The 24,110-nt window shown below is 37.2% G+C and carries 20 protein-coding genes, 1 pseudogene, 1 riboswitch and 1 other annotated feature; of the genes and pseudogenes, 12 read left to right on the top strand and 9 right to left on the bottom strand.

Translation table 11 applies throughout. From position 1 onward, the window contains the following. Positions 1-1,161 carry an MBL fold metallo-hydrolase gene (locus NST02_RS12090; RefSeq protein WP_095306285.1) on the bottom strand — a complete coding sequence of 387 codons (1,161 nt, stop codon included), beginning with the start codon at positions 1,159-1,161 and terminating at the stop codon, positions 1-3. Between the two features lie 225 nt (positions 1,162-1,386). On the opposite strand from NST02_RS12090, the gene htpG reads away from it, so the two are divergent. Continuing rightward, positions 1,387-3,261 carry a molecular chaperone HtpG gene (gene htpG / locus NST02_RS12095; RefSeq protein ID WP_095306284.1) on the top strand — a complete coding sequence of 625 codons (1,875 nt, stop codon included), beginning with the start codon at positions 1,387-1,389 and terminating at the stop codon, positions 3,259-3,261. Between the two features lie 391 nt (positions 3,262-3,652). Further along, positions 3,653-5,143 carry an alanine/glycine:cation symporter family protein gene (locus NST02_RS12100; protein ID WP_137743091.1) on the top strand — a complete coding sequence of 497 codons (1,491 nt, stop codon included), beginning with the start codon at positions 3,653-3,655 and terminating at the stop codon, positions 5,141-5,143. A gap of 84 nt (positions 5,144-5,227) precedes the next feature. Here the strand turns inward: NST02_RS12100 and NST02_RS12105 are convergent, their stop codons facing one another. Beyond that, complete coding sequence (locus tag NST02_RS12105; protein WP_137743090.1) at positions 5,228-5,371, bottom strand: FbpB family small basic protein; 144 nt, start codon at positions 5,369-5,371, stop codon at positions 5,228-5,230. Positions 5,372-5,649: 278 nt separating this feature from the next. Next, positions 5,650-6,567, bottom strand: coding sequence for an SDR family oxidoreductase (locus NST02_RS12110; RefSeq protein ID WP_095306281.1), 918 nt, complete (start codon positions 6,565-6,567; stop codon positions 5,650-5,652). A 127-nt stretch (positions 6,568-6,694) separates the two neighbouring features. On the opposite strand from NST02_RS12110, the gene NST02_RS12115 reads away from it, so the two are divergent. Next, positions 6,695-6,856 (top strand): hypothetical protein, encoded by a 162-nt coding sequence (locus NST02_RS12115; protein WP_170211214.1) that lies wholly within the window; start codon positions 6,695-6,697, stop codon positions 6,854-6,856. Between the two features lie 63 nt (positions 6,857-6,919). On the opposite strand, the pseudogene NST02_RS12120 reads toward NST02_RS12115, so the two are convergent. After that, positions 6,920-7,555: pseudogene (locus NST02_RS12120) on the bottom strand (potassium channel family protein). Between the two features lie 124 nt (positions 7,556-7,679). On the opposite strand from NST02_RS12120, the gene NST02_RS12125 reads away from it, so the two are divergent. Then, the gene (locus NST02_RS12125) at positions 7,680-9,659 is read left to right on the top strand and encodes an acetoacetate--CoA ligase (protein ID WP_137743089.1); all 1,980 of its coding nucleotides are present in this window, start codon (positions 7,680-7,682) and stop codon (positions 9,657-9,659) included. Between the two features lie 46 nt (positions 9,660-9,705). On the opposite strand, the gene NST02_RS12130 is transcribed toward NST02_RS12125, so the two are convergent. Beyond that, a complete protein-coding gene (locus tag NST02_RS12130) occupies positions 9,706-11,247 on the bottom strand; it encodes a 2-isopropylmalate synthase (RefSeq protein WP_137743088.1) in 1,542 nt (513 codons plus the stop codon). Between the two features lie 144 nt (positions 11,248-11,391). Continuing rightward, positions 11,392-11,621 (bottom strand) — a binding site (T-box leader). A 388-nt stretch (positions 11,622-12,009) separates the two neighbouring features. On the opposite strand from NST02_RS12130, the gene NST02_RS12135 reads away from it, so the two are divergent. Next, entirely contained in the window at positions 12,010-12,204 is a 195-nt protein-coding gene (locus NST02_RS12135) for an IDEAL domain-containing protein (RefSeq protein WP_095306277.1), read from the top strand. An 84-nt stretch (positions 12,205-12,288) separates the two neighbouring features. Continuing rightward, complete coding sequence (locus tag NST02_RS12140; RefSeq protein WP_095306276.1) at positions 12,289-12,726, top strand: hypothetical protein; 438 nt, start codon at positions 12,289-12,291, stop codon at positions 12,724-12,726. Between the two features lie 66 nt (positions 12,727-12,792). Here NST02_RS12140 and NST02_RS12145 read toward each other — a convergent pair whose 3' ends face one another. Next, positions 12,793-13,383 (bottom strand): TetR/AcrR family transcriptional regulator, encoded by a 591-nt coding sequence (locus NST02_RS12145; protein WP_095306275.1) that lies wholly within the window; start codon positions 13,381-13,383, stop codon positions 12,793-12,795. A 224-nt stretch (positions 13,384-13,607) separates the two neighbouring features. Between NST02_RS12145 and NST02_RS12150 the strand changes: the two genes are divergently transcribed. Next, positions 13,608-14,756 carry a CaiB/BaiF CoA transferase family protein gene (locus NST02_RS12150; protein ID WP_170211222.1) on the top strand — a complete coding sequence of 383 codons (1,149 nt, stop codon included), beginning with the start codon at positions 13,608-13,610 and terminating at the stop codon, positions 14,754-14,756. A 221-nt stretch (positions 14,757-14,977) separates the two neighbouring features. On the opposite strand, the gene NST02_RS12155 is transcribed toward NST02_RS12150, so the two are convergent. Beyond that, positions 14,978-15,895 (bottom strand): MerR family transcriptional regulator, encoded by a 918-nt coding sequence (locus tag NST02_RS12155; protein WP_170211213.1) that lies wholly within the window; start codon positions 15,893-15,895, stop codon positions 14,978-14,980. A gap of 421 nt (positions 15,896-16,316) precedes the next feature. Here NST02_RS12155 and NST02_RS12160 point away from each other — a divergent pair, with 421 nt between their 5' ends. Continuing rightward, positions 16,317-17,309, top strand: a complete 993-nt coding sequence (locus NST02_RS12160) for a zinc-binding dehydrogenase (RefSeq protein ID WP_095306272.1) — start codon at positions 16,317-16,319, stop codon at positions 17,307-17,309. A 230-nt stretch (positions 17,310-17,539) separates the two neighbouring features. Further along, positions 17,540-18,328, top strand: a complete 789-nt coding sequence (locus tag NST02_RS12165; protein WP_095306271.1) for an ABC transporter ATP-binding protein — start codon at positions 17,540-17,542, stop codon at positions 18,326-18,328. Between the two features lie 19 nt (positions 18,329-18,347). On the opposite strand, the gene NST02_RS12170 is transcribed toward NST02_RS12165, so the two are convergent. Continuing rightward, positions 18,348-19,532 (bottom strand): MFS transporter, encoded by a 1,185-nt coding sequence (locus NST02_RS12170; protein WP_095306270.1) that lies wholly within the window; start codon positions 19,530-19,532, stop codon positions 18,348-18,350. A gap of 234 nt (positions 19,533-19,766) precedes the next feature. On the opposite strand from NST02_RS12170, the gene NST02_RS12175 reads away from it, so the two are divergent. Next, complete coding sequence (locus tag NST02_RS12175; protein WP_137743086.1) at positions 19,767-21,128, top strand: aspartate kinase; 1,362 nt, start codon at positions 19,767-19,769, stop codon at positions 21,126-21,128. Positions 21,129-21,216: 88 nt separating this feature from the next. On the opposite strand, the gene NST02_RS12180 is transcribed toward NST02_RS12175, so the two are convergent. Continuing rightward, the gene (locus tag NST02_RS12180) at positions 21,217-21,390 is read right to left on the bottom strand and encodes a hypothetical protein (protein ID WP_170211212.1); all 174 of its coding nucleotides are present in this window, start codon (positions 21,388-21,390) and stop codon (positions 21,217-21,219) included. A gap of 130 nt (positions 21,391-21,520) precedes the next feature. Here NST02_RS12180 and NST02_RS12185 point away from each other — a divergent pair, with 130 nt between their 5' ends. After that, positions 21,521-22,729 (top strand): alanyl-tRNA editing protein, encoded by a 1,209-nt coding sequence (locus NST02_RS12185; RefSeq protein WP_340949080.1) that lies wholly within the window; start codon positions 21,521-21,523, stop codon positions 22,727-22,729. A 614-nt stretch (positions 22,730-23,343) separates the two neighbouring features. Then, positions 23,344-23,442: riboswitch (TPP riboswitch) on the top strand. A 58-nt stretch (positions 23,443-23,500) separates the two neighbouring features. Further along, entirely contained in the window at positions 23,501-24,073 is a 573-nt protein-coding gene (gene thiT, locus NST02_RS12190; RefSeq protein WP_340949081.1) for an energy-coupled thiamine transporter ThiT, read from the top strand. The last annotated feature ends 37 nt before the right edge of the window (positions 24,074-24,110 follow it).

Below are 24,110 nucleotides of genomic sequence, written 5' to 3' on the forward strand. Positions count from 1 at the left end.
TCAATTCCCTCCTATACAAGCTAATCCTTCTTTTTTAATATCATTGATCCGCGCCGGTCCAATTCCATTAATCTTTTCTAGTTCTTCAATAGAATAGTAGGGCCTCAAGGCAATTAAATCATGCGCTCGTTCTGGACCAATATGTACAATGCCTTCAATTTCTTCTGCTCTCGCAGTGTTTATATCGATGCAACTTCCATTACTTTTATTCTGTATATCCATTTCACTAGGCTGTTCAAATGTCTTTCCAGCGGGTACTTGTCCGGCTTTTTTTGTTTTTATCGTGTATGTTTTTCCATCGGTTGTAACAATAACTGTACCATCAACGTCTGTGCCATAAAGAGCTATTCCAGAATTTTTGATAAGGGACACAACTTCTTCATGAGGGTGACCATATGAGTTGTCGTTTCCAGCGCTGTATATGGCGACCTCAGGTCGGACTGCTTGTAAAAATTCTTCGCTCGTAGAGGTAGACGAGCCATGATGACCGAGCTGCAAAAAGGTAGCTTGTAACTGAGCGCCACTTTCGATCATTTCTTTTTCACTCTTTTTTTCTGCATCGCCTGTAAAAACAAAACTAACTTCACCATACGTTATTTTCATGGAAATTGATTCTTCATTTGCTTTCCCACTGATTTCTTGCGGATATAGAATATCTATTTGCAGAGGTCCTAGCTTATAGCTTTCACCCATTCTTGGCTCAACATAATCAACGTTATTTTCACTTATTGCCATTAAAACTCGCTGGAAAGTATCCGATTGACTTGTATTGCCTGAAAGCCATACTTCATCGACATCAAAATGATTAAGGACTTGATCCATCTGGCCAATATGATCTGCATCCGGATGAGTGCCAATTGCAATATTGATTTTTTCAAGTCCGGCTTCTTCAAGATAGCTGACAACTTCATTTCCTGTGAAGTCTCCTGAGTCGATTAAAATCACATATTGCTTATCGTTTTCTGCTACTTGAAAAAGTGTAGCATCAGCTTGACCAACATCTAAAAAATGAACATTCAGTTCTCCATCAGGAAATTGGTTTTCGCTCGATATATCCAAGTTTGCTGATGCTGGATTTTTATCGAAGTTACTTGAAGGCTGTTGGATGTTGCAGCCGACTAAAATTAGAATCACAGTGATCGAAAAAAGTAAGTTTTTCAATTAAAACCTCCTGCTTGTATTATGCTCGTGATGTTTGCTCGCACCCATTATTCTATCATATGAAAGGTAGAAAAATGATAAAATCAAAATTTTCGTTGTCCGTAACTATTGCTTAATGGTTGTTAATTGACACTTTTTTATTTATGTGATATTTAAAATATTGAATATTAGCACTCGCGAGATAAGAGTGCTAATCTATCAAAAGTATTGGGAAGGAGCAAGGTTATGGAAAAGAGACAGTTTCAAGCAGAATCCAAACGGCTACTAGAAATGATGATTAATTCTATTTATTCTCAAAAGGAAGTGTTTTTAAGAGAATTAATCTCCAATGCAAGCGATGCAATCGATAAAATTTATTATAAGGCTTTAACTGATGAGGAGCTAACCTTTAACCAGGATGATTATTACATAAAAGTAGTGGCAAATAAAGAAGAGCGGACATTAAAAATCATAGATACTGGTATAGGGATGACGAAGGAGGAGCTTGAAAATAACCTTGGCGTTATTGCCAAAAGTGGCTCTCTAGCTTTTAAAACAGAAAATGAAATTAAAGATGGCCATGATATCATTGGTCAATTTGGCGTTGGTTTTTATGCGGCTTTCATGGTTGCTGATGTTGTGACAGTCATAAGCCGAGCACTTGGGAGCGATGAGGCTTATAAATGGCAATCAGAAGGGGCTGATGGCTACACAATCGAACCAACCGAGAAAGATGAAGTTGGAACAGAGATTATTTTAAAAATCAAAGAAAATGGCGAGGAAGAATCGTATGAGGAATATTTAGATGAGTATCGTCTGCAAACGATTATAAAAAAATACTCAGATTTTATTCGCTATCCAATTAAAATGGAGCTTACAAAAAGCAGGAAAAAGGAAGACAGCGAAGATGAATATGAGAATTATGTTGAAGAAGAAACCATTAATAGTATGGTTCCAATTTGGAGAAAAAATAAAAAAGAGTTGACAACTGAAGATTATGTGAATTTTTATAATGAAAAACGCTATGGCTTTGATAAACCGTTAAAGCATATCCATATCAGTGTTGATGGAACGATTCGCTACAATGCAATTCTTTATATTCCGGAAAATATTCCATTTGATTATTATTCAAAAGAATACGAAAAAGGACTTGAACTATACTCAAATGGAGTATTAATTATGAATAAATGCTCAGATCTGCTTTCTGATTATTTCAGTTTTGTAAAAGGATTGGTAGATTCGGAGGATCTTTCTTTGAATATTTCAAGAGAAATGCTCCAGCATGATCGTCAATTAAAGTTGATTGCCAAAAACATTAATAAAAAAATTAAAAGCGAGCTTCAAGCTCTCTTGAAAAACGAACGGGATAAGTATGAAGTATTTTATAAGTCATTTGGAAGACAGTTAAAATTTGGAGTATATAGTGATTTTGGGGCGAATAAAGAAACCCTTCAAGATTTGCTGATGTTCTATTCTTCTAAAGAGAAAAAGATGGTTACATTGGAGGAGTATATCTCCAGAATGCCGGAGGAGCAAAAGTACATTTACTATGCGACAGGCGAATCGGTTGAACGGATTGAGAAATTACCACAGACAGAGCTGGTGGCTGATAAAGGCTTTGAGATCCTTTATTTTACAGAGGACATTGATGAATTCGCCATCAAAATGCTCATGAATTATCAAGAAAAGGAATTTAAGTCCGTTTCCAGCGGTGACCTTGGTATTGATGAAAATGATGCTGATACGGAGAGTAAAGACGAGGAGAATACGGAACTTTTCAATGAAATGAAAGACATTCTTGCAGGGAAAGTAAAGGATGTTCGCATTTCAAAGCGTTTAAAATCTCATCCGGTATGTTTAACAGCAGATGGAGAAGTAACGATTGAAATGGAAAAAATCCTTAATGCAATGCCCGATAATCAAAATGTTAAAGCAGATAAAATTCTTGAGATAAACTCTAATCATGAAGTATTTGAAGCATTAAAGAATGCTTTTGCAAATGATAAAGATAAATTAAGCTTGTATACAAATTTACTTTACAACCAAGCACTGCTTATTGAAGGCCTGCCAATCCAAGATCCAGTAGAATTTACCAATGATATTTGTAAAATCATGAATTAATATAAGAACAGCCTCCAAAGTTGAACGGGGGCTGTTCCCATTTTTTATTCTTTATTTGCGCATGAAACAAAATTAGCCTCGGTGATTTTTTTAGTACGCAAAAATTTCTCGTTTAATAGGTGGAAGCTATAAGTTCTTTGGTTGTTAATCTGTTATTTTTAAACAATTCAGTTAACCTCGTTGTAAAATGTTAAAATAGCAATATTAATTGCCTTTTTTAAGTGAATTGATGTTTTTTGTCAGTAATACAATTAAATTTATTATTGTAGGCTAGCAATATTAAAAGAAGGTTTTGTTTTCTAAAAATTAGAAATTTATCAAAAAAATAGTTTATATTCTGACAAGCGTAATTTATAATAAAAAAGAATTACATTAATTTAGGGGGAATTATATGGAAGCTTTTGTTAATTGGCTTAATGGAATTATATGGAGTCCTGCGCTTGTTTATTTATGCTTAGGTGTAGGTCTAGTTTTTTCTATCGCAACAAAATTTTTACAAATTAGACATGTTGGTGATATGGGAAAACTAATGTTCGACCGAAACGCTTCAGATTCAGGAATTTCTTCTTTCCAAGCAATCTCAATGTCGCTAGCTGGAAGAGTTGGAACAGGAAATATTGCCGGAGTTGCAACTGCGATTGCTTTTGGAGGACCTGGTGCTGTTTTCTGGATGTGGGCAATTGCTTTTCTTGGAGCTAGCTCAGGTTTTATCGAAGCGACGCTTGGGCAAGTTTACAAAACAAAGCAAGATGGGCAATTCCGTGGGGGACCAGCTTACTATATTGAGAAAGGACTCGGAATCAAATGGTACGCGATACTGTTTGCAATTGTTACCGTTATAGCAACGGGTGCACTATTACCGGGTGTGCAATCGAATAGTTTGTCCACTGCTATAAATACGGCTTTTGGAATTAATCCTTGGATTTCCGGAATTGCTGTATGTTTAATTTTGGCGATCATTATTTTTGGTGGAGTAAAACGTATTGCAAAAACGGCCGAATTTATCGTTCCGGTTATGGCTGTTGGCTATATATTTGTAGCTCTTATAATTGTTATTATGAATATTGATAGAGTTCCAGAAGTGTTAGGATTAATTTTCTCAAGCGCATTTGCATTGAATTCAGCGTTTGGTGGTATTTTAGGTGCTGCGATCTCATGGGGAGTTAAGCGCGGAGTCTATTCAAATGAAGCAGGGCAAGGTACGGGTCCACATGCGGCCGCAGCAGCTGAAGTTTCTCATCCGGCTAAGCAAGGGCTTGTCCAAGCATTTTCTGTTTATATCGATACTTTATTTATCTGTTCAGCAACAGCGTTCATGATTTTGATCACAGGAATGTATAATGTTACTCCTGAGGGTGAAGAGGCGATTGTTGTGAATTTAGCTGAAATGGAACCAGGACCAGGGTATACTCAATCAGCCGTTGAATCAGTGATGCCTGGATTCGGTGCCCCGTTTGTTGCTATCGCTTTATTGTTCTTCACATTTACAACGATCATGGCCTATTACTACATGGCTGAAACAAATTTAGCATATATTAACCAAAAGGTAAAAAGAGTTTGGGCTGAATACCTTTTAAAATTTATTTTTATAGCGATGGTTCTTTATGGAAGCGTCAAGACAGCCGATGTTGCATGGGCTCTGGGAGATATAGGGGTAGGAAGTATGGCTTGGCTCAACATTATAGCAATCCTTCTTCTAGCAAAGCCGGCAATTGCTGTACTTAAAGATTATGAGGAGCAGAAAAAAGCTGGAAAGGATCCTGTCTTTGATCCAGTTAAAGTTGGCATTAAGGGAGCTGACTTCTGGGAGAAGGAATACAAGTATCCTGGTGCTGGTGCCAATAAAATAAAGACAACTTCCGGATCATCTGTAGACAAATAGAGAAGAAAAGTAAAAATTATGGAAAGGTCGCTCGTTTGTGGGCGTCCTTTCCTTTCTTGTTTCTTTGTTAAAAATTACGAATCTTTAGTATTTTGTCTTTGTGCTTAGCTTTTGATTATGTTTATCATCAATTAAACGTTCAATACGTGCAATTTCTTTCTTATTTGTTAAGATTTCTTGTTTATTTCGATTAATTAACGTTTGCATTGATACAAATTGCTTTCTCATTTTCAAGCTCCTTTTATCGAGAAATTTGTCGAAAAATAGTATAAAATAAATATATCAAAATTTTCAGAAACAATCAAATGACAACTGGTAAAAACAAGAATATTTACAGAGATTTTACAATGTAAATAATTTTTTATACTATATTTGCTTATGCGCAGTGCAGGGGAAAGTAAAATTATGGATTGATGGAAGAATTGTGAGGGAGAGATAACATTTGAGAGAGTCAATATCGAATCAGGTATATTATAGGGAAAGACAGGAAATTTTCCTGTCTTATATTAAGTTGCCATTACTTGACCACCGTTAACATGGAGAGTTTGCCCTGTAACAAATCTAGAGTCATCCGAAGCCAAATAAACAAAGGTTGGAGCCAACTCAAATGGCTGACCTTGACGCTCCATTGGATTTCCTGCAAGTGTTACCTCGTCAGAAGAGAAACTTGCCGGGATTAACGGTGTCCAAATCCTCCCCGGTGCCACGGCATTGACTCGAATCCCGTCTTTTACGAGGCTATTGGCTAGAGCCCTTGTAAATCCAACGTTGGCAGCTTTCGTGGCAGTGTAATCGATTAATTGTTCAAACCCTACATATGCAACGACAGATGCAGTGTTAATGATCGAGCTTCCAGCTTTTAAATGGGGCAGTGCCGCTCTTGTTGTATAAAAATGAGAGTAAATATTTACTTTGAAAGTATCATCAAATTGTTCATCACTTATATCGAGTAAACTTAACTGTTGGAATTGGATTCCAACATGATTGCATAGGACGTCAAGTTTTCCAAATGCTGCGATTGTTTTCTCGACAATATCAATACATTGTTGTTTGTTTCGCAAATCTCCAGGTAGGAGAATACATTTTTGTCCTAATTGTTCGATTCTGTTTTTGGTGCGATTTGCATCTTCGTGTTCATCTAAATAAGATATGGCAACATTTGCTCCTTCTTTGGCAAAGGCAATCGCGACTGCAGCACCGATCCCACTGTCACCGCCAGTGATAAGCGCAATCTTTCCTTTTAGCTTTTCGCTCCCTTTATAATTAGGATTTTCAATAATTGGTTTTGGCACCATGTATTTTTCTACTCCAGGCTGACGAAATTGCCGCTGTTCCGGTACGGTAATAGGAATTTCTTGAAATTGTGTAATTCTTCCGAAGTTTGGGTACATGGGATAATCGTTTATATTTTCATGTTTTGACATGATGGCCTCCTAAAAACGTTATTCTGAGTTACTCTATGAAACTGAAGTAAATTTAGTGCATTTGTACTGGCTCATTTTAAAAAGCAAAGAATACCGTGTTAACAAATTGGCATTGGGGGGAGAGGAAGTGAACGAATATAAACAAGAAGTTATATATTTACTTGTGAATGATTCAGAGGAAAGAGTAGAAGTATCCTACGGTGATAAGTTTTTTGAGTTACCGTTAATAGGAAAAAGACCGCCATATTATGCATATCCAAAATATGAACCGAATTACCCTATTATATAGATGAGAAAAAATGATTGGCTTTTAGATGATTGATGACGAGTAGCGACCTGTGAGAATATGTGCTTAAACAGCGCCGTTTTCAAAGCGCTGAATATCGTCATTTTCACCAATGACAATGAGGATGTCCCCAGAATAGACGATTTCTTCAGCAGATGGGGAGATGATTATGTCTCCTTCTCTCTGAAGGCCAATAATATTACATCCAAATTTTGTTCTTACATTTAATTCAGCTAATGTTTGTGCATGTATTTTTGCTGAAGCCAAAATTTCCACAATGCTGTGATGTTCCGAAAGTTCAATATAGTCAATGACTTTGTCAGATATTATATGGTGAGCAATTCGTTTAGCCATATCCTTCTCTGGATGTATTACTCGGTCAACCCCGATTATTTCCCGCACCTTACGATGATAAGTATTTACTGCTTTTGTCCACACTTTGTTAATCCCTAAATCCTTTAATAATAAAGTAACAAGTACACTTTTATCAATATCAGTGCCTAGAGAGACGATGGCATGATCCATGTTTTTTATTTCGACCTCTTTTCATCTTGTTTCGTTAAGGGCATCAGCATGAACGGCATTTGTAGCAAATTGTTCGTATTTTTCGACCAGCTCCTTATTTTTATCGATGGCCAAGACGTCGATGCCAGGTACACTAAATTCTTCAACAAGACTTCCGCCGAAGCGCCCTAAACCAATTACGGCAAATTGCTATTTCATGTTATCCTCCACAAAATTTTTTAATAGAATTTCCACTAAATGAAATTTTTATCAAACATTTAATTATTCCGAATATTATAATATAGAGAAGGGGTGGATCCGTATGGGACAATTGGTGAAAGAAGGAGAGCTTCTTTGGCAGCCTTCGGACGACTTTCAGAAGCAATCCAATATGGTGGATTATATGAAGTGGCTGCAAAGCAATAAGAATCTCCATTTTAAAAATTATGAAGAAATGTGGAAATGGTCTGTCACTGAGATCGAATCATTTTGGGAATCTTTATGGGATTATTTTCTTATAAAATCAACTGCAGACTATTTACAAGTATTATCAGAGCGGAAAATGCCGGGTGCTAAATGGTTTACTGGGGCTAAGTTAAATTATGCGGAACATATATTTCGAAATGTAAATGAAAATGATATAGCTATCCTTGCAAAATCGGAGCTTCGTCCATTAGAAAAAATGACCTGGTCAACTTTGAACAAAAATGTTGCTGCCTTTGCAGCAGGTCTCAAAAAAAGTGGAATTAAAAAAGGAGACCGTGTTGCTGCTTATCTTCCCAACATTCCAGAAGCAATAATCGCTTTTTTAGCATGCGCAAGTATCGGTGCAGTGTGGTCAAGTGCTTCACCAGATTTTGGAGCACCAACGGTGGTTGAACGTTTTAAACAGATAGAACCAAAGCTTCTTATTGCTGTTGATGGATATCGTTATGGTGGCAAGAATTTTAATCGTATGAAAACGGTAAAAGATATTAAGAAAGCGATCCCAACGATTGGGATGACAGTAATGCTGCCATATTTGAATGAAGAATTTTCGTGTGATGAATGTAAAAGCACCATGCTCTGGAAGCAGTTCATCGCTGAAGTAGATGATGAGACTTTGCAATTTCTTCCTTTAGATTTTGAACATCCGTTATGGATCTTATTTTCATCTGGTACGACCGGGATTCCGAAAGCTATTGTTCAAGGTCATGGTGGCATATTGCTGGAGCATCTTAAACAATGTGTACTACATATGGATTTAAAAAGAGGAGAGCGTTTTTTCTGGTTTACAACCACAGGTTGGATGATGTGGAATGTTGTTGTTAGTGGTCTACTCGCAGGATCAGCAATTGTACTTTATGACGGTAGCCCTGGATTTCCTACACTTGATAATCTTTGGCAATTTGCCGCTGAAACAGAAACCACTCTATTTGGAACAAGTGCAAGCTTTCTTCTTTCGTGTATGAATAAACAAATTGAACCTTCCAAATTTAATCTTTCCCATTTGAAAACAATTGGCTCTACGGGCTCACCATTGCCCCCGGAAGGGTTTTCGTGGGTCTATAGCCATGTGAAACATGATTTATGGTTAGCTTCAGTAAGTGGAGGAACGGATATTTGTTCAGCATTTGTCGGTGGATCACCGCTAATGCCTGTCCATGCTGGAGAAATTCAATGCAGAGAATTGGGAGCAAAAGTCGAGGCTTTCAATGATGAAGGTGAAAGTGTAATGAATGAAGTTGGAGAGCTTGTATTAACGGAGCCAATGCCATCAATGCCCCTCTATTTTTGGAACGATCAAAACGGTGAGCGCTATTCCGAAAGTTATTTTTCCTTCTATCCAGGTGTTTGGAGACATGGGGATTGGATAAAAATATTTTCAAAAGGCAGTTGCCAAATATATGGTCGTTCTGATTCCACCATCAATAGGGGAGGGATTAGAATAGGGACGAGTGAAATATATAGTGCCGTCGAAGGTATGGAAGAAATCGCCGATAGTCTTGTTATCGACGTATGCAATAACATTGTGCTATTTGTTGTCTTAGAAAAAGGAAACTTATTAACTGAGGCTTTTGCAACAAGGATTCGCAAACAAATTCGCCAAGTTTGTTCCCCAAGGCATATTCCTAATCAGATTTATGAGATTACATCTGTCCCGCGTACACTAAATGGTAAAAAATTAGAAGTGCCCATTAAAAGGATACTTACGGGAACGCCTGTTTCAAAGGCGGTTAACATTGGCTCATTGAGTAATCCTCATTCACTCGATTTTTTTATCAAGTTTGCCGAAAGGATCCAAAGCCCAGATCCATTATAAGGGGGCTGGGCTTTTGAATTTTCATGCATCTGGTTCTAATATTACGTTAGTTCTTTATTTCTGCAGAAGCATAGCTCGATTGAAGGCTAACAACTCGATTAATGGCGTCAATATAGGCGCTCGCACTGGCAAAAATAATATCTACGTGAATGGCTCTGCCTTGGTATAAGGCTTCCTCATGTTTGATTTTAACAAAAACTTCACCAATAGAGTCTTTCCCCCTGGAAATCGATTTTATTTTGTAGTCAATCAGTTCTGCCTTTATGTTTAGACCTTGATCAATCCCTTTATAAATTGCATCAATCGGACCATTGCCTTCAGCAATTCCTTCTATAACGCTTCCGTCTTCTTTCAAAATATGGACGAAAGCCCGATAGTCTTTGTTTGCTAACACTTGCAGACTAAGGTCTTTAAATGTGTAGGTCGAGGTCTGCTCACTCGTTTTTGTCTCCAGTAAAGCAATGATATCTTCATCAAAAATCTCTTTTTTGCGATCAGCCAGCTCTTTGAATTTTGTAAATACTTCCTTTAGCTGCTCTTGCGTAATGGAATATCCAAGCTCTTCATAACGCTTCTTTAATGCGTTTCTTCCTGATAGCTTTCCGAGAACAAGCTTAGTTTCAACAAAGCCAACACTTTCAGGCTTAAGAATTTCATATGTTGTTTTATCCTTAATGACCCCATCCTGATGAATCCCAGATGAATGGGCAAAGGCGTTATTGCCTATCACTGCTTTGTTTGGGGGCACGCTTACCCCAGTCAGCCTGCTAATAAGCTTGCTTGTTTTAGCGATTTCTGTTAGGTTGATACCCGTTTCCTTTTGATAATAATCTTTTCTTGTCTCAAGGAGGGCTGCAACCTCTTCTAAAGCAACATTACCTGCTCTTTCACCTATTCCGTTGACACAGCCTTCTACTTGGAGTGCTCCAGCTTTAATGGCAGCAATGCTATTGCTGGCAGCCAAGCCTAAATCATCATGACAGTGGCAACTAAGTCTTACATTTTCTACGCCTTTTGTATGTTCGAGGATATATTGAAAAAGTTGAGCATACTCCTCAGGGGTTGTATAGCCAACCGTATCCGGAAAGTTTAATACAGTTGCACCGGCCTCAATAACATGCTCTGCAACCTCTCTTAAAAAATCAAGCTCAGTTCTTGTTGCATCCTCACAGGAAAATTCAACGTGCTTGAAATATTGTGCTGCATAAGAGACACATTCAACTGCTTTTTTGATAACTTCCTCTTTGGACATAAATAATTTCTTCTCGCGATGAATGGGGGAAGTAGCGATGAAGATATGTATCCCCACGTTCTCAATTCCGGTAAAGGCGTTGATGACAGCATCAATATCTCCTTTGTTTGCTCGTGCTAAACTAACAACGAGCGGTTTTGTCACAGCGTTTGCAACGGCTCTGACTGCTGCTGCGTCACCAGGTGAAGCGGCAGCAAAACCGGCTTCAATGACATCAATTCCAAGCTGTTCCAAGCGAAGTGCAATTTCAACCTTCTCCTCTTGATTTAAATTAACACCAGGTGTCTGCTCCCCATCTCTTAAAGTTGTATCAAAAAAATACACTCTTTCATTCATTGACATTACCTCCCAATTGTTAAGTACCAGCTTTTCTCATACATTATGTTAAACACCATTGTTGCAAAATTATGGCCACTCATCTTGCAGCAGACAACAGTATCAAATAACATAAATATAAATAAAAAAACCTTAACTACGACATTGAGGGACGAGCATACTCGTGGTACCACCCTCATTTACTGCTCCTCACGGATAACAGTCTTCGCAAGTTAAGATTTAACTTCACAAATTAACGATTGTGAATCGTTTCTTCCTACTGTTTTCAGAAGAAAGTTTCAAAGGCGAGTTGGAAAAAATTCTTCACCTGTTTGCACCAACCACAGGTTCTCTAGAGAAGAAAACATTTTCCTGCTCCTTATCATCAACTTTTTTACAATATTTAAAATTCGAAATTTTAAAATATAATACTACATAAAAGAAAGAAATGCAATACATGATTCATTTAAAGTGTTAAATTATTATTTGGAAGCGACAGGCTGTTTATCACAGCAGGGGAGAATAGATAGGAATTTCCGTCAATGGGTGAAAGAATTGCATTTTTTTAAAAATTATGAATTATGTTTATCTAAGTGTTAGTTTCTAATTTGGTAATGACGAAGCAAAAAGGGGAGTTGCAAAATGGCGATTAAGCATAAATGGATAAACCTGAAGCTAAATCGGAAGTTATAAAAAGAAAAAATATTTCACTATAATAGAGAAAAAATTGAATTGTTAGATAATTCATGCTATACTTAATAAAAGTTAAGGAGTTGATTTCCCATGAATAAGGATTTGCTTAAGTTACCCGAACCGTCAATTGAGGAGCAGTTGTCAATGTTAGCAGAGCAGGTTTTAAACGAATCTTTGATTTCCTACAAAAAAGAAAAGCTAAAGAAGGAAATCGACAAATCCTTACAAGAACGTAATAAAGAGGAATTTCTTCGACTATCTTCAGAGCTAAATAATATTTCTTAACATTTTCGACAGTCTGTTTGACAGACTGTCTTGTTTTTTACATATATTGTTATTTTCTGGGGATAATAGTTTTGAGGTGAGGTCATGGTTAGAAAAATACTTTCGCTTGTTGTATTGCTGACTTTATTTATTTTCAGTCTTCAAGTAAATGCAAAAGCGATTCAAATTGAAATTTTCCATATTAATAAAGGGAAGGTTATAAAAGAAGAGCCCAGCACTGACCATATTCAGCGAGAAGTGGTGACAATTCTTGAAGGGATTACAGATGTATACCGTGGATTTGAACCGATACCTCAGAAAGGTTATATGGTAAAAATTCCGTTGGAAAATGCAGTCGAAGTAAAAAACAAATGGTTGAACACATCGGTTAATGAAGTTATCTTAATTTTCCCGGAATATGAAAATCCTCATTTAATGGTCTTCGGCGCAGAAAATAGTCATTATTTCTTTCATTTTGATACTTCTGTTGATGAAATTCTTTCAGAGTTAGGGCTCAGGTTTAAAGGACAGAGGAAGGAATAAAATAGAAGAAAATCGTGCCCGCCTCGTGTAAAACGAAAAAGGACGGGCACGATAGAAGTGAACTTATTATGGCAGAACCATTTTTAATAAATAGTGAGCAAAAGTTTCAGCTAATTGTTCGCCCGTTTTTTCCCCCTCAGGATTATACCACTCTTGAATCCAGTTCAGTGCTCCTAAAATAATCATTCTGACCATTTTTATGTCAATGCATTGAAATTCTTTCTTCTCCATTCCCTCATGTAAAATTTGATCAAAATATGCTGCATACTCCGTTCTGGACTTCAGAATTTCATGCAAATATTCATCAGTGAAATGCTGATTGGGCTTATCCATCACCATAAAAATCGATTTTTCATTGGTTGCCAGCATGATGTGTGCTTTTACGGCTCTTTCTAGTTTTTCTTTCGCTGTTATGGGGCTGTTTATAATTTCCTCCATATTTTGAATACTTTTATTCATAATCATTTGATGACAGTGAAAAAGAAGATCATCTTTATTTTTGAAATAATAATACATCGATCCTTTCGTCATTAACAGCTTTGCTGCAACTTCCTCCATTGTTGTACCATGATAGCCCTTTTCAGCAAATACTGCAGCGGCAGAGCGGAGGATCTCTTCTTTTTTCTTAGCAATTTTTCTTTCTTTAAAAGAGGACATCTTAACTCTCCAATCTTATTCTATAATTTTATTGTTACTATTATAAAACCATATAAAAAACGATTATTAAAGTGAAATATGTAAAATTATCAGAAATAGCACCATTTTGTGAAAATAATGTACTGATTTGAATTTCTGGTTAAAAATATACTAATTGTAAAAATGACTGAATATTGTTACAATTATGATAATTTATCCTAGTTAAGGAGTGAAATACTTTGTCCATGCCATTAAATGGAGTGCGAGTATTGGATTTAACGAGACTGTTGCCTGGGCCATATGCTTCGCTATTATTAGCAGACTTTGGAGCTGATGTAATTAAGATCGAAGAGCCTAATTTAGGTGATTATGCCCGCTTATATGAACCGAAATTTACTCATTCCAGTGCTATGTTTCATTCGCTAAATCGTAATAAGAGAAGCGTTGCTCTTAATCTCAAAAATGAAGAGGATAAAAAAATATTTCTAGATTTAGTAAGGAGTGCTGACGTTCTATTGGAATCATTTCGCCCAGGAGTGATGGCAAGGCTTGGGCTTGGATACGAAGATTTAAAGGAGGTAAACGCAAAATTAATATATTGTGCTATAACAAGCTACGGTCAATCGGGTCCGTATAAAGATGTTCCTGGTCATGATATCAACTTTTTAAGCTTTTCAGGATTATTAAACTTGCAGGGAGAGAAAGGGGGGCGGCCAATACTATCACCTGTACAAATTGGTGATATTGGTGGCGGTTCCTTAATGGCAACGATTGGAATTCTCCTTGCCCTTATTGATGCCAGAAAAACAGGAAAGGGACAGTTTATTGATATTTCTATGCTTGATGGAACAATATCATGGATGCAGGCTATTCTCCCTGAATATTTAACGATGAACAAAGAGCTTCCTAGAGGGGAACATCTTTTAAATGGTGGGCGGGCATGCTATCAAATTTACGAAACAAAAGATAGCAGGTTCTTATCTGTCGGTGCATTGGAATTTAAGTTTTGGGAGGAATTTTGTCGTGTTATTGATAAAAAAGAATTAATTCCATATCATGAGGCCCCAGATGAAGAACAAATGAAGATGATAAACGAAATACAAGCGAGTATTGAAGAAAAAACGTTACAAGAATGGGAGCAGTTATTTGAGCATGTTGATGCTTGTGTTTCACCAATTTTGACTTTGGAGGAAATGCTCGACCATCCGCAAATCAAGCATCGGCAAATGATCGAAGAAGTATATCATCCACAAGCGGGTGTAATGAGACAAATTGCCAACCCAATAAAACTTTCAAGAGCAAAGGTCAAGACTTTTCGACAAGCTCCTTCACTTGGCGAAAACAACGAGGAGATCATTTATGAACTAAAAAAAATGAGTGAAGGTAGACCGTGACAAACTGAAATTTTCGGGTTTGCCTACGGTCTCTTTTTTTCAGAATAGAATAGGCTAATCATGTAGCATTATGAAGAAAGGTGGACACCTCTCGTAAAGCGGATGATTACACCATCAATTGAGTAAAACAGCGCGAGGATTGAAGGAAAACTCGATCAAATAATCTATGCAGGAACGGACTCGAGCTTAATGGTTCTGTAGCAGCATCCTAAGTTTTCTTTTCACCACCATCTCCACCAACTTTTTCTTTTTGCTTTTCCTGCTGCGACTTCTCGATACGTTGAAAGCATTCCTTGAAAGGCTTCTTCCCGATCTCGTATTTCCTGTGCCGACTGCTGCAATTCATTGACTTTATTAAGGATTGTGTCTTGCTTTGTTTCGAGTGTTCCTATTAATCGTTTCACGTCTCTTCTTGAATCCGTCATCGTTCTCGACACTTTTTTCCATGTAGTATGATGTTCTTTTGTTGTAAAGGCAGAGGTTTCGTTTAATTTTTCCGTGATTCTTTCAAAAGTATCCTGTGAAGAGGCAGCAACTTGTTCAGATAAGGCTTCGAATGATTCGGAAGTATGTTCTGATGCCTCGCTGATGGCACTCGAAAGTGTTAGGAGCTCGCCTTTACGTTTGTCATTTGCCCGCTGAATCGATTTTGAAATTTCTTTAATAGAATGAAGGGAGGAAGAAGCAATCTCTGCCTTAAGATTTTCTGTTATTTGCTGTTGATTGAAAGTCAATTCTTGTTTGATTTCATTGACGATATCCTGTTTGTATAAATCCATGATCGAGTATACTTCAGAAGCATGTAATTGAGAGGGCAACTCTCTTTCATTCTGTTCAACGGAGGGAACGGATAATCCAGTTTCGAATGATTCAGAAGTATGCTCTGAATGGTTTGCAAAGTGTTTTTGTAATAATGTGCGGATCATTTCTTTACTGACATTTTGCTCACGCATTTCTTTAACCTTTTTTAACAAATTGATTTCGTTTTCTGTGAAAAATCGTGCTCCTTGTTTTGTACGCGGAATTACTAAAAGACCATTAAGATCCTTTTCCCATTGCCTAATCGTACCAGTAGGAATATTGATTTTTTTGGAAACCTCTTTAATTGAATATGCTCTTACCATTTTACCCGTTTGCATATTTTCAATCCTTTCTTTAATTTTGTTATAAACTATATTCTGTTGTAAGGTGTTCATTTTCCTGCCATGTGACAAAACCTATCAAAAGAAGAAAAGAATCTGCAAAAAATTTACGCTTTCTACCTGAGGTACAACTCATGGGATATGCTATAATGGAACTTCAAACAGATCCCACTATTATGGCTCATTATTTCTCGGGAAAGCGCAATACTTGACATTTCCCGCCATTTCTGCCTTCTTTTTTCGAATTTATCGTGTTATGGGAGTGGATTTATCTGAAAATTACTATATTTTCGAAATAATTTGTCGGATTATGATTCGATTAATTTATGCAAGCATTTTCCATGCGTAATGGTTTTTTTCTGTAACGTGACAGAGTATCATATGAATTAGAAATATAAATTTTAAAGAGGTGACAGCTGTGAAAGCATTAGTTCATGAGGGGAAAACAGGGATAAATGGTCTTTCATATCGAGAGATTGAGGAAGATGCACCTAAGGCAGGAGAAGTTAGAGTAAAATTAATGGGGGCAGGGTTGAATCATCGCGATTTATTTACTTTGACTCGTCATAAAGAATCAGATCCGCCTTTAATCATCGGTTCAGATGGAGCAGGAATCATTGAAGCGATTGGAGAGGGAGTGACAAATGTCAAAATAGGTGATGAAGTAATGATTAATCCTGGGTTGGGTTGGAGAGACAAGAGCGATGCACCACCTTCAGGCTTTGAAATCATCGGTCTTCCTTACCATGGAACATTTGCAGAAAAAATTGTCATTCCTGCTGAAAATGCTGTACATAAACCGGAGTATTTAACATGGGATGAGGCAAGTGTTATATCGTTAGCTGCCTTGACTGCATACCGTGCTCTTTTTACGAGAGGGAAGGTCAAAGCAGGAATGAAAGTATTGATTCCTGGAATTGGAAGTGGAGTGGCAACCTTTTTATTGCAGTTTTCAAAAGCTGTCGGAGCAACTGTTTATGTTAGTTCTCGTTCAATCGATAAGTGCGAATGGGCGATGCAAATGGGAGCTGCGAAAGCTTTTGACAGCAATGAAGATTGGAGTAGCGCCCTTGCAGGAGAAAAAATGGACTTGATTATTGAATCTGTTGGCGCGGCAACGTTTAATAAATCGCTTGATCAGCTTCGATCAGGAGGAACAATTGTTACGTTTGGTGCTTCTGCCGGCGACGTTGTTCAATTTGATTTGCGAAGATTCTTCTACGGTCAATTTAACATGTATGGCTCTACGATGGGAAGCGGAGAAGAATATAGAGAAATGCTGCAATTTATGGAACAACATGAGCTCAAGCCAGTGATTGATAAAGTTTATAAGCTGAGCGAATTCAAAGAAGCTTTTGAGAGAATGGAAAAAGCGGAACAGCTTGGAAAAATTGGGTTTTCAATTGGATAATGAAACAATGGGATTCATCCCTTTTTCAGAGTGTCGACAACAGGCTTGAGAATGATACGCTCGAGCCTGTTGTCGTTTTTTGTAAGATTAGCATAATTGGAGAGTTCTTTTTTTATATCCGGATGAATTGATGGAAAATTTAAATCTTTCAGTATAATATATAGGGATAGATTATCATATACAAGATCGCTGTACTGATGATTGTCTTATAAAGAAAGGGATGGATATGAATGATATCTTTAAAAGGGATTACGTTAAAGAGAGATGGAAATGTAATCATAAATGAGCTCGATTGGCAAATTGAAAAGGGAGAGCATTGGGTTCTTTTTGGGCTAAATGGAGCAGGAAAGACAGCAATTCTTAATCTTTTAAACGGCTATCATTTTCCAACAAGCGGTAAGGCGATTGTTTTCGGGAAAGAGTTTGGGAGAGTCGATATTCGTGAATCGATTCGCCGTAAAATTGGCCTCGTTTCATCATCTCTGCAGGAACGTTTTTATAAAACGGATAGCGCTTTTGAAATTGTCTTAAGCGGTGCATTTACATCAATCGGGTTATATGAAACCCCCACTGACGAAATGCGCCAGAAGGCAATCGATCTATTAGAAAGTCTTGGCAGCATTGACTATGCTAATCGCCAATATTCATCCTTATCACAAGGTGAGCGGCAACGAATTTTAATTGCACGTGCACTTATGAATGAGCCAGAACTCCTTATTTTAGATGAACCGACAAATGGTCTTGATTTTATCGCAAGAGAACACTTATTAGAAGTCATTGAAGAGATTGCTTTAAAACACTCTGGACCAACTTTAATTTATGTGACCCACCATGTTGATGAAATATTACCTGTTTTTCAGAAGACATTGCTTTTAAAAAAAGGGGAAGTATTTTCGTCTGGAAAGACAGTTGAGATGATCTCGCAATCTGTTTTATCAGCATTTTTCAATGTCGAAGTGGAGGTTCATTGGCATAATGGTCGACCGCTGATTACGAAAAGAGTGAAAGCTATCCCTTAAGTATAAGGATAGCTCGTTTTTAAGCTCGATTGCTTCTCAAAATGATCATGTAGATTAAAATAGAGATGAACACCGACGCTGCTGAAACAAAATAAATACTGCTATAGCCAAACCAATGGGCAATTTGACCAAAGCAGATGGCGCCGATACCAACCCCTAAATCAAAGAAAGAGAAGAAGGTTGCATTTGCCATCCCTCTTCGATGTGGAGGAGATTCTTTAACAGACCATGCTTGTAAAGCTGGTTGGACTGTGCCAAATCCTAATCCATACAATATTCCAGCGCTATAAAGGAGGTAGCTGTTGGGCAGCCATGCAAGTAGGACCATAGCAATAATAATGAGTAAAGTACCCGGGATATATACAGCGCGATGACCTTTTCTGTCATATAATCTACCTGCGAAGGTTCTTGAGACAAGCAAAGCAAGTGCATACAAAAGGAAGTACCATTCAATCCCAGAAACTCCTTTTTGTAATGCATAGATGGGTAAGAATGATGCAATGCCGCCAAATGTGACCGTTATAAAAAAGAGTAATAACGAAGGAGGAATAGCTGTTTTTTCAAAGAGATCCCATTTTTTATGAGCCACTGTAATAGGCTCAATTTTTTTATAACGAATAAAGGAAGCAAGAATAATTGAAACGAGTCCCAGTAAGGCGCATATTAAAAATAATTGTGTGAACGATATTTTTCCAGCTAATGCTAGTCCAAGCGTAGGACCAAAGGCTAAAGCAATATTCCCTGACAGTCCGTAATAGCCCATGCCCTCTCCACGTTTATTGGCTGGAATCAAATCAGTTGCTATCGTTCCAGATGCTGTTGTTGAATATCCCCATCCAATTCCTTGAACCACTCTCATAATAAAAAGAAAGATTAAACTGTGTACTAGACCGTATGTAGCGACCGACAAAATAAAAATGGCCAAGCCGGTCATAAAAACAAATCTTCTTCCTTTTGTCTCAAGTGCTTTTCCGGCAAATGGTCGCATGACTAAGGCAGAGAATGTGAAGATCCCGACCACCAATCCAATTAATTGATCATTGCCACCAAGTTCTTCAACAAATAAGGGCAAGGTCGGTAAGGTCATTTGAAAGCCAAGAAAAATAAAGAAATTCGAGAATACAATTAAGGAGAAATCTTTCGTCCAAATTTTCTCAGATTGTATGTGTTCTTTCGCTGCTTCTTTTGGAATTGATTGGCTCATGTAAATCTCCTTTCTATATATATTTAGAAACCCTAAATATTATATTACATCATTTACAATAAAAATCCATAATGGTGCTTATTTTTTTCCAGTTAACCACAATTATTCCTCTCCAAAAAAACAAATGTTCACTGTGGGTAGAAAAAGTCTTGATTCTTTCTTCATTTAGGGTGATAATAAGTACTAAATTTTAATATTTGCAAATGAAAATTAAATTAACAGGGGATGTCTGGAATGAAAGTGGTTAAGTTTGGAGGTTCTTCTTTAGCAACAGGTGCCCAACTTGAAAAAGTTTTAGAGATTGTTAAATCAGATCCGGCAAGGAAGATAATTGTGGTATCGGCACCTGGGAAAAGGTACGCTGAAGATATTAAAGTGACAGATTTATTGATTGAATGTGCAATAAAAGTGCTCAGCGGTGAGGATGCTACGAAACTAGTTTCTTTAGTTGTAGAGCGATATGCAAGCATTGCCCATGAACTGGATTTGCCTTCAGAAATTATTGATGAAATTCGCTCCCATCTAGTAGAATTATTGAATAGTAGTCAAGAAAACCGCAATCAATTTATTGATGCGATTAAAGCAAGTGGTGAGGATAGCCATGCTAAGTTGGTAGCGCAGTTTTTTTTAAATAGAGGCATTGAAGCACAATATATTAATCCAAAGGATGCCGGCTTGTATGTGACGAATGAAGCAGGTCATGCTCAAGTTCTTCCAGAATCATATGAGCATCTATATTCATTAAGAGCAAAGAATGGAGTTTTGATTTTTCCAGGATTCTTCGGCTATACGAAAGAGGGTGCCATTGCCACCTTTTCCAGAAGCGGTTCAGATATAACAGGTTCTATACTGGCTAATGGAGTGAAAGCAGATTTATACGAAAATTTCACTGATGTCGACGCTGTTTATTCAGTAAATCCAAATATTGTGGAGAATCCAAACGAAATATCAGAGCTCACGTATCGGGAAATGCGCGAATTATCCTATGCCGGTTTTTCAGTTTTTCACGATGAAGCGCTTATCCCTGCATTCCGCGCAGGTATCCCGGTTCATGTAAAGAATACGAATAATCCCTCTGCACCTGGTACAAAGATTGTTCATCATCGAGAAAAATCGACTGGTCCCGTTGTAGGCATTGCCAGTGATAAAGGATTTTGCAGTATTTATGTAAGCAAGTATCTTATGAATAGAGAAATTGGTTTCGGTCGGAGACTTCTTACTATTTTAGAAGAGTATGAAATATCTTATGAGCATATCCCATCTGGAATTGATGAGGTGACGATTATCCTAAGGCAAGATCAGCTCCATCCAGAAACAGAAGAGGATATTTTGGAGCGGATTAAAAATGAACTTTGTGCGGATGAGGTGAAAATTGAACATAATCTTTCGCTCATTATGATTGTAGGAGAAGGAATGAAGCAAAATGTTGGGATTACTGCAAGAGCAGCGCAAGCATTAGCAAGTGCAGGGGTTAATATTGAAATGATTAATCAAGGTTCATCTGAGGTCAGTTTAATGTTCGGTGTAAAGGAAGCCAATGAGAAAAAAGCGGTGAAGGCGATTTACGAAGAGTTTTTTACACCAGTCCTTATTTAAATGGGTCCACAAAGACAACACGAGAACGTGTTGTCTTTTCGCTAAAGGTTTGAAATGGCCATAGACTATGTAATGTTACAAAATTACTCTAGCTAGAAATACTTCGCTCAATTGCACTCTCCCAATCGGGAAAATAATGAAGAGCACTTCTCATAAGAATTGGATTTGCTTTTTTAACAAATTTTTTGCTCATATTGGAGCCATTTGAGTTTAAGCGCTTGATCTCTTCCAGTACTTCAGCAGAACTCATTGTAACTTCCATACTATGACCTCCTTTCTATTATGATTATCTATATCTTCGCCTAGTAAAAAATATTTATTCAAGTTTCTGTATTTTTAGTTAAAATTATTACATAATGAGATAGAAAAAGAACTTGAGAGGACATCTGAAAATGACGGAAAAGCTATTTTATAAAAATGCATACATTAAAGAATTTGTTGCTAAGGGGAGAGGACAAAGACAGGATGAAAATGGTGAGTGGTATGTTGTATTAGATGCTACTGCTTTTTATCCAACTGGTGGAGGACAACCTTTTGATACCGGAACCCTTAACGGGAGAAAGGTTGTAAAAGTGGAAGAAATAGATGGTGAAGTACGCCATTATGTAGAAGAAAAACTAGCAAATATAGAAAAAGTTAGTGGAGAGATTGATTGGCAAAGAAGGTTTGATCATATGCAGCAGCATGCTGGACAGCATATTTTGACAGCTGCCTTTGAAGAATTATTTCAGATTCATACGGTGAGCTTTCATCTCGGTAAAGAAGTGTCGACAATTGATCTTGATCAAGGGCAAATATCAGAGGAACTTTTTTTTGAAGCAGAGAGGAGAGCCAATGAAATTGTTCTTGAAAATCGTCTGATTGAAGCAAAATGGGTATCTCAATCTGAAGCGGCACAGTATAAGTTAAGAAAAGAATTGTCTGTAACAGAGAATATTCGTCTTGTCATAATTCCCGGTTATGATTACAACGGATGTGGCGGAACACATCCATCATCTACAGGAGAAGTTGGGATGATTAAGATTCTTGATTGGGAGAAGCAGAGGAATAAAGTCCGAGTCCATTTTATATGTGGAGATAGAATTAAAACCCAGTTACAACAGAAGCATTCTATTTTGAAAGAGTTGAGCCAATTACTAAGCGCTTCTGAAAAACAATTGCCAATTGCTACCGAAAAACTTCTTGATTTAAACAAATCGCAAGCTAAAGTGATCACAGATTTACAAGAACAATGTATACAGCTGGAAGCTGAACAATTAATGAAGTCATTGAAGGACTGGTCTGGAGCAAAAGTGATTGCAAAAGTGTTTACAAATCGATCGTTTCAACAGCTTCAAAGACTCGCTCACATCATGATTGAACACGGACAAGGAGTTAATGTGTTCTTTATAACCGAGAATCTCGATAAAATCCAGTTCGTTTTTTCGCGTGACAAGGCAGCAAAAATAAATATGAAAACGCTCGCCAATGAGATTTTCCCGCTTATTAATGGGAAAGGTGGTGGGAGTGAATCGACAGTTCAGGGCGGAGGTGAACTTAAAATAACTGGGGGAGAAATCCTGAGCAAGTTGCAGAATTTGCTTTCAAGCCCTAAGGTTTAAAGTCTTTAGCCGATCCATTTCTCTTTTCAAACCTGAAGAAGGGAAATGGATCGAATCATGTTAGAAATAATTAGCTCCTCCTCCACTGCCAATATACGCTAATATATCTTTTAAAGGTGAACCTACTCCATAAATCATTTCATTTAATATATCCAAAGTCTTATCATTTCTCGACAATCCTCCATCACCAAAGAAGCTGTCGGTGCAACGATGAATGAAAGCCATTTCCCAATCGCTGAGTAATTAAAAAAAACCATATTATTTGACATAATATTCTTATTGTCAATTTTAAGCTTTGTGGCACGACAAAAAACTCCTTTACATTACCAAAAACATCCTGAATGTGTAATTTGCTTTTTCCGATGATTTACAAAGGTCAACAGATTGTCTTTTTTAATAAAGGCTTCTTACATATCTTTTTGACTGAATGCATTTGCCAGATTCGTTAATGATTGAATAAGGAGAAAAACAGGGATAAAGGTGATTTTTTTCATTGTGCACCTCACAAGTTTGTGTCCCTTATTTTCCGATATTTCCTGAAATATTATTCTGATTCAAAGAACTACTACACAAATAGGGAGAATTAAGGTATACTGTGTGAGACAATTTATAACGGAAACCACAAGGGGAGCTTATAGCTGAGAGTGAACATTAGTTCTGACCCTTTGAACCTGTTAGTTAATGCTAGCGCAGGGATGTGGATGATTATTTAGATATGATCTCATCATGTTCTCCCTTGTGTTTTCGTTTGAAAAAAAGGGGGATTTTTTTATGAAAAAACTAAGTTTATTGGCTTTAATTGAGGCATCTTTTTTTGCTGCATTTGCCTTAATTTTAGACCTACTTCCATCTATTGACCTCGGTCCGTGGATATCTATTTCTTTCGCAATGGTACCTATATTTATTTTAGCTTTTCGCTGGGGCCTTAAAGTTAGTTTTCTCGCGGGATTCATCTGGGGACTATTACAGTTTGCAGTAGGTGATGCTTATTTCTTAACGCCTATTCAATTTTTAATTGAATATTTTGTGGCCTTTGCTTTTATAGGTTTCGCTGGCTTTTTCATTAAACCTATCCAAGCAGAGTTCCAAAAAGGAAATAAAAAGAAGGCTCTTAGCTGGGTAGTAATTGCCATTTTTGTTGGAAGTATTGCCCGGTATTTTTGGCATTTCTTAGCAGGTATCATCTTTTGGGGGAGCTATGCACCAGAAGGTATGTCTCCGGTTATATATTCGCTCGTTGTTAATGGAGGTGCAATGCTGGGTTCAGCCATTTTATGTGCGATAGTTTTACTTGCGTTATTAAGTAATGCCCCTAGACTTATCAAAGTTCGTGCTATTAGATGATTGACAGAATGATTGAACTGATTTATAGTAATCCTAT

The sequence above is a fragment of the Robertmurraya sp. FSL W8-0741 genome, assembly GCF_038004005.1.
GTDB lineage: Bacteria > Bacillota > Bacilli > Bacillales > Cytobacillaceae > Robertmurraya > Robertmurraya siralis.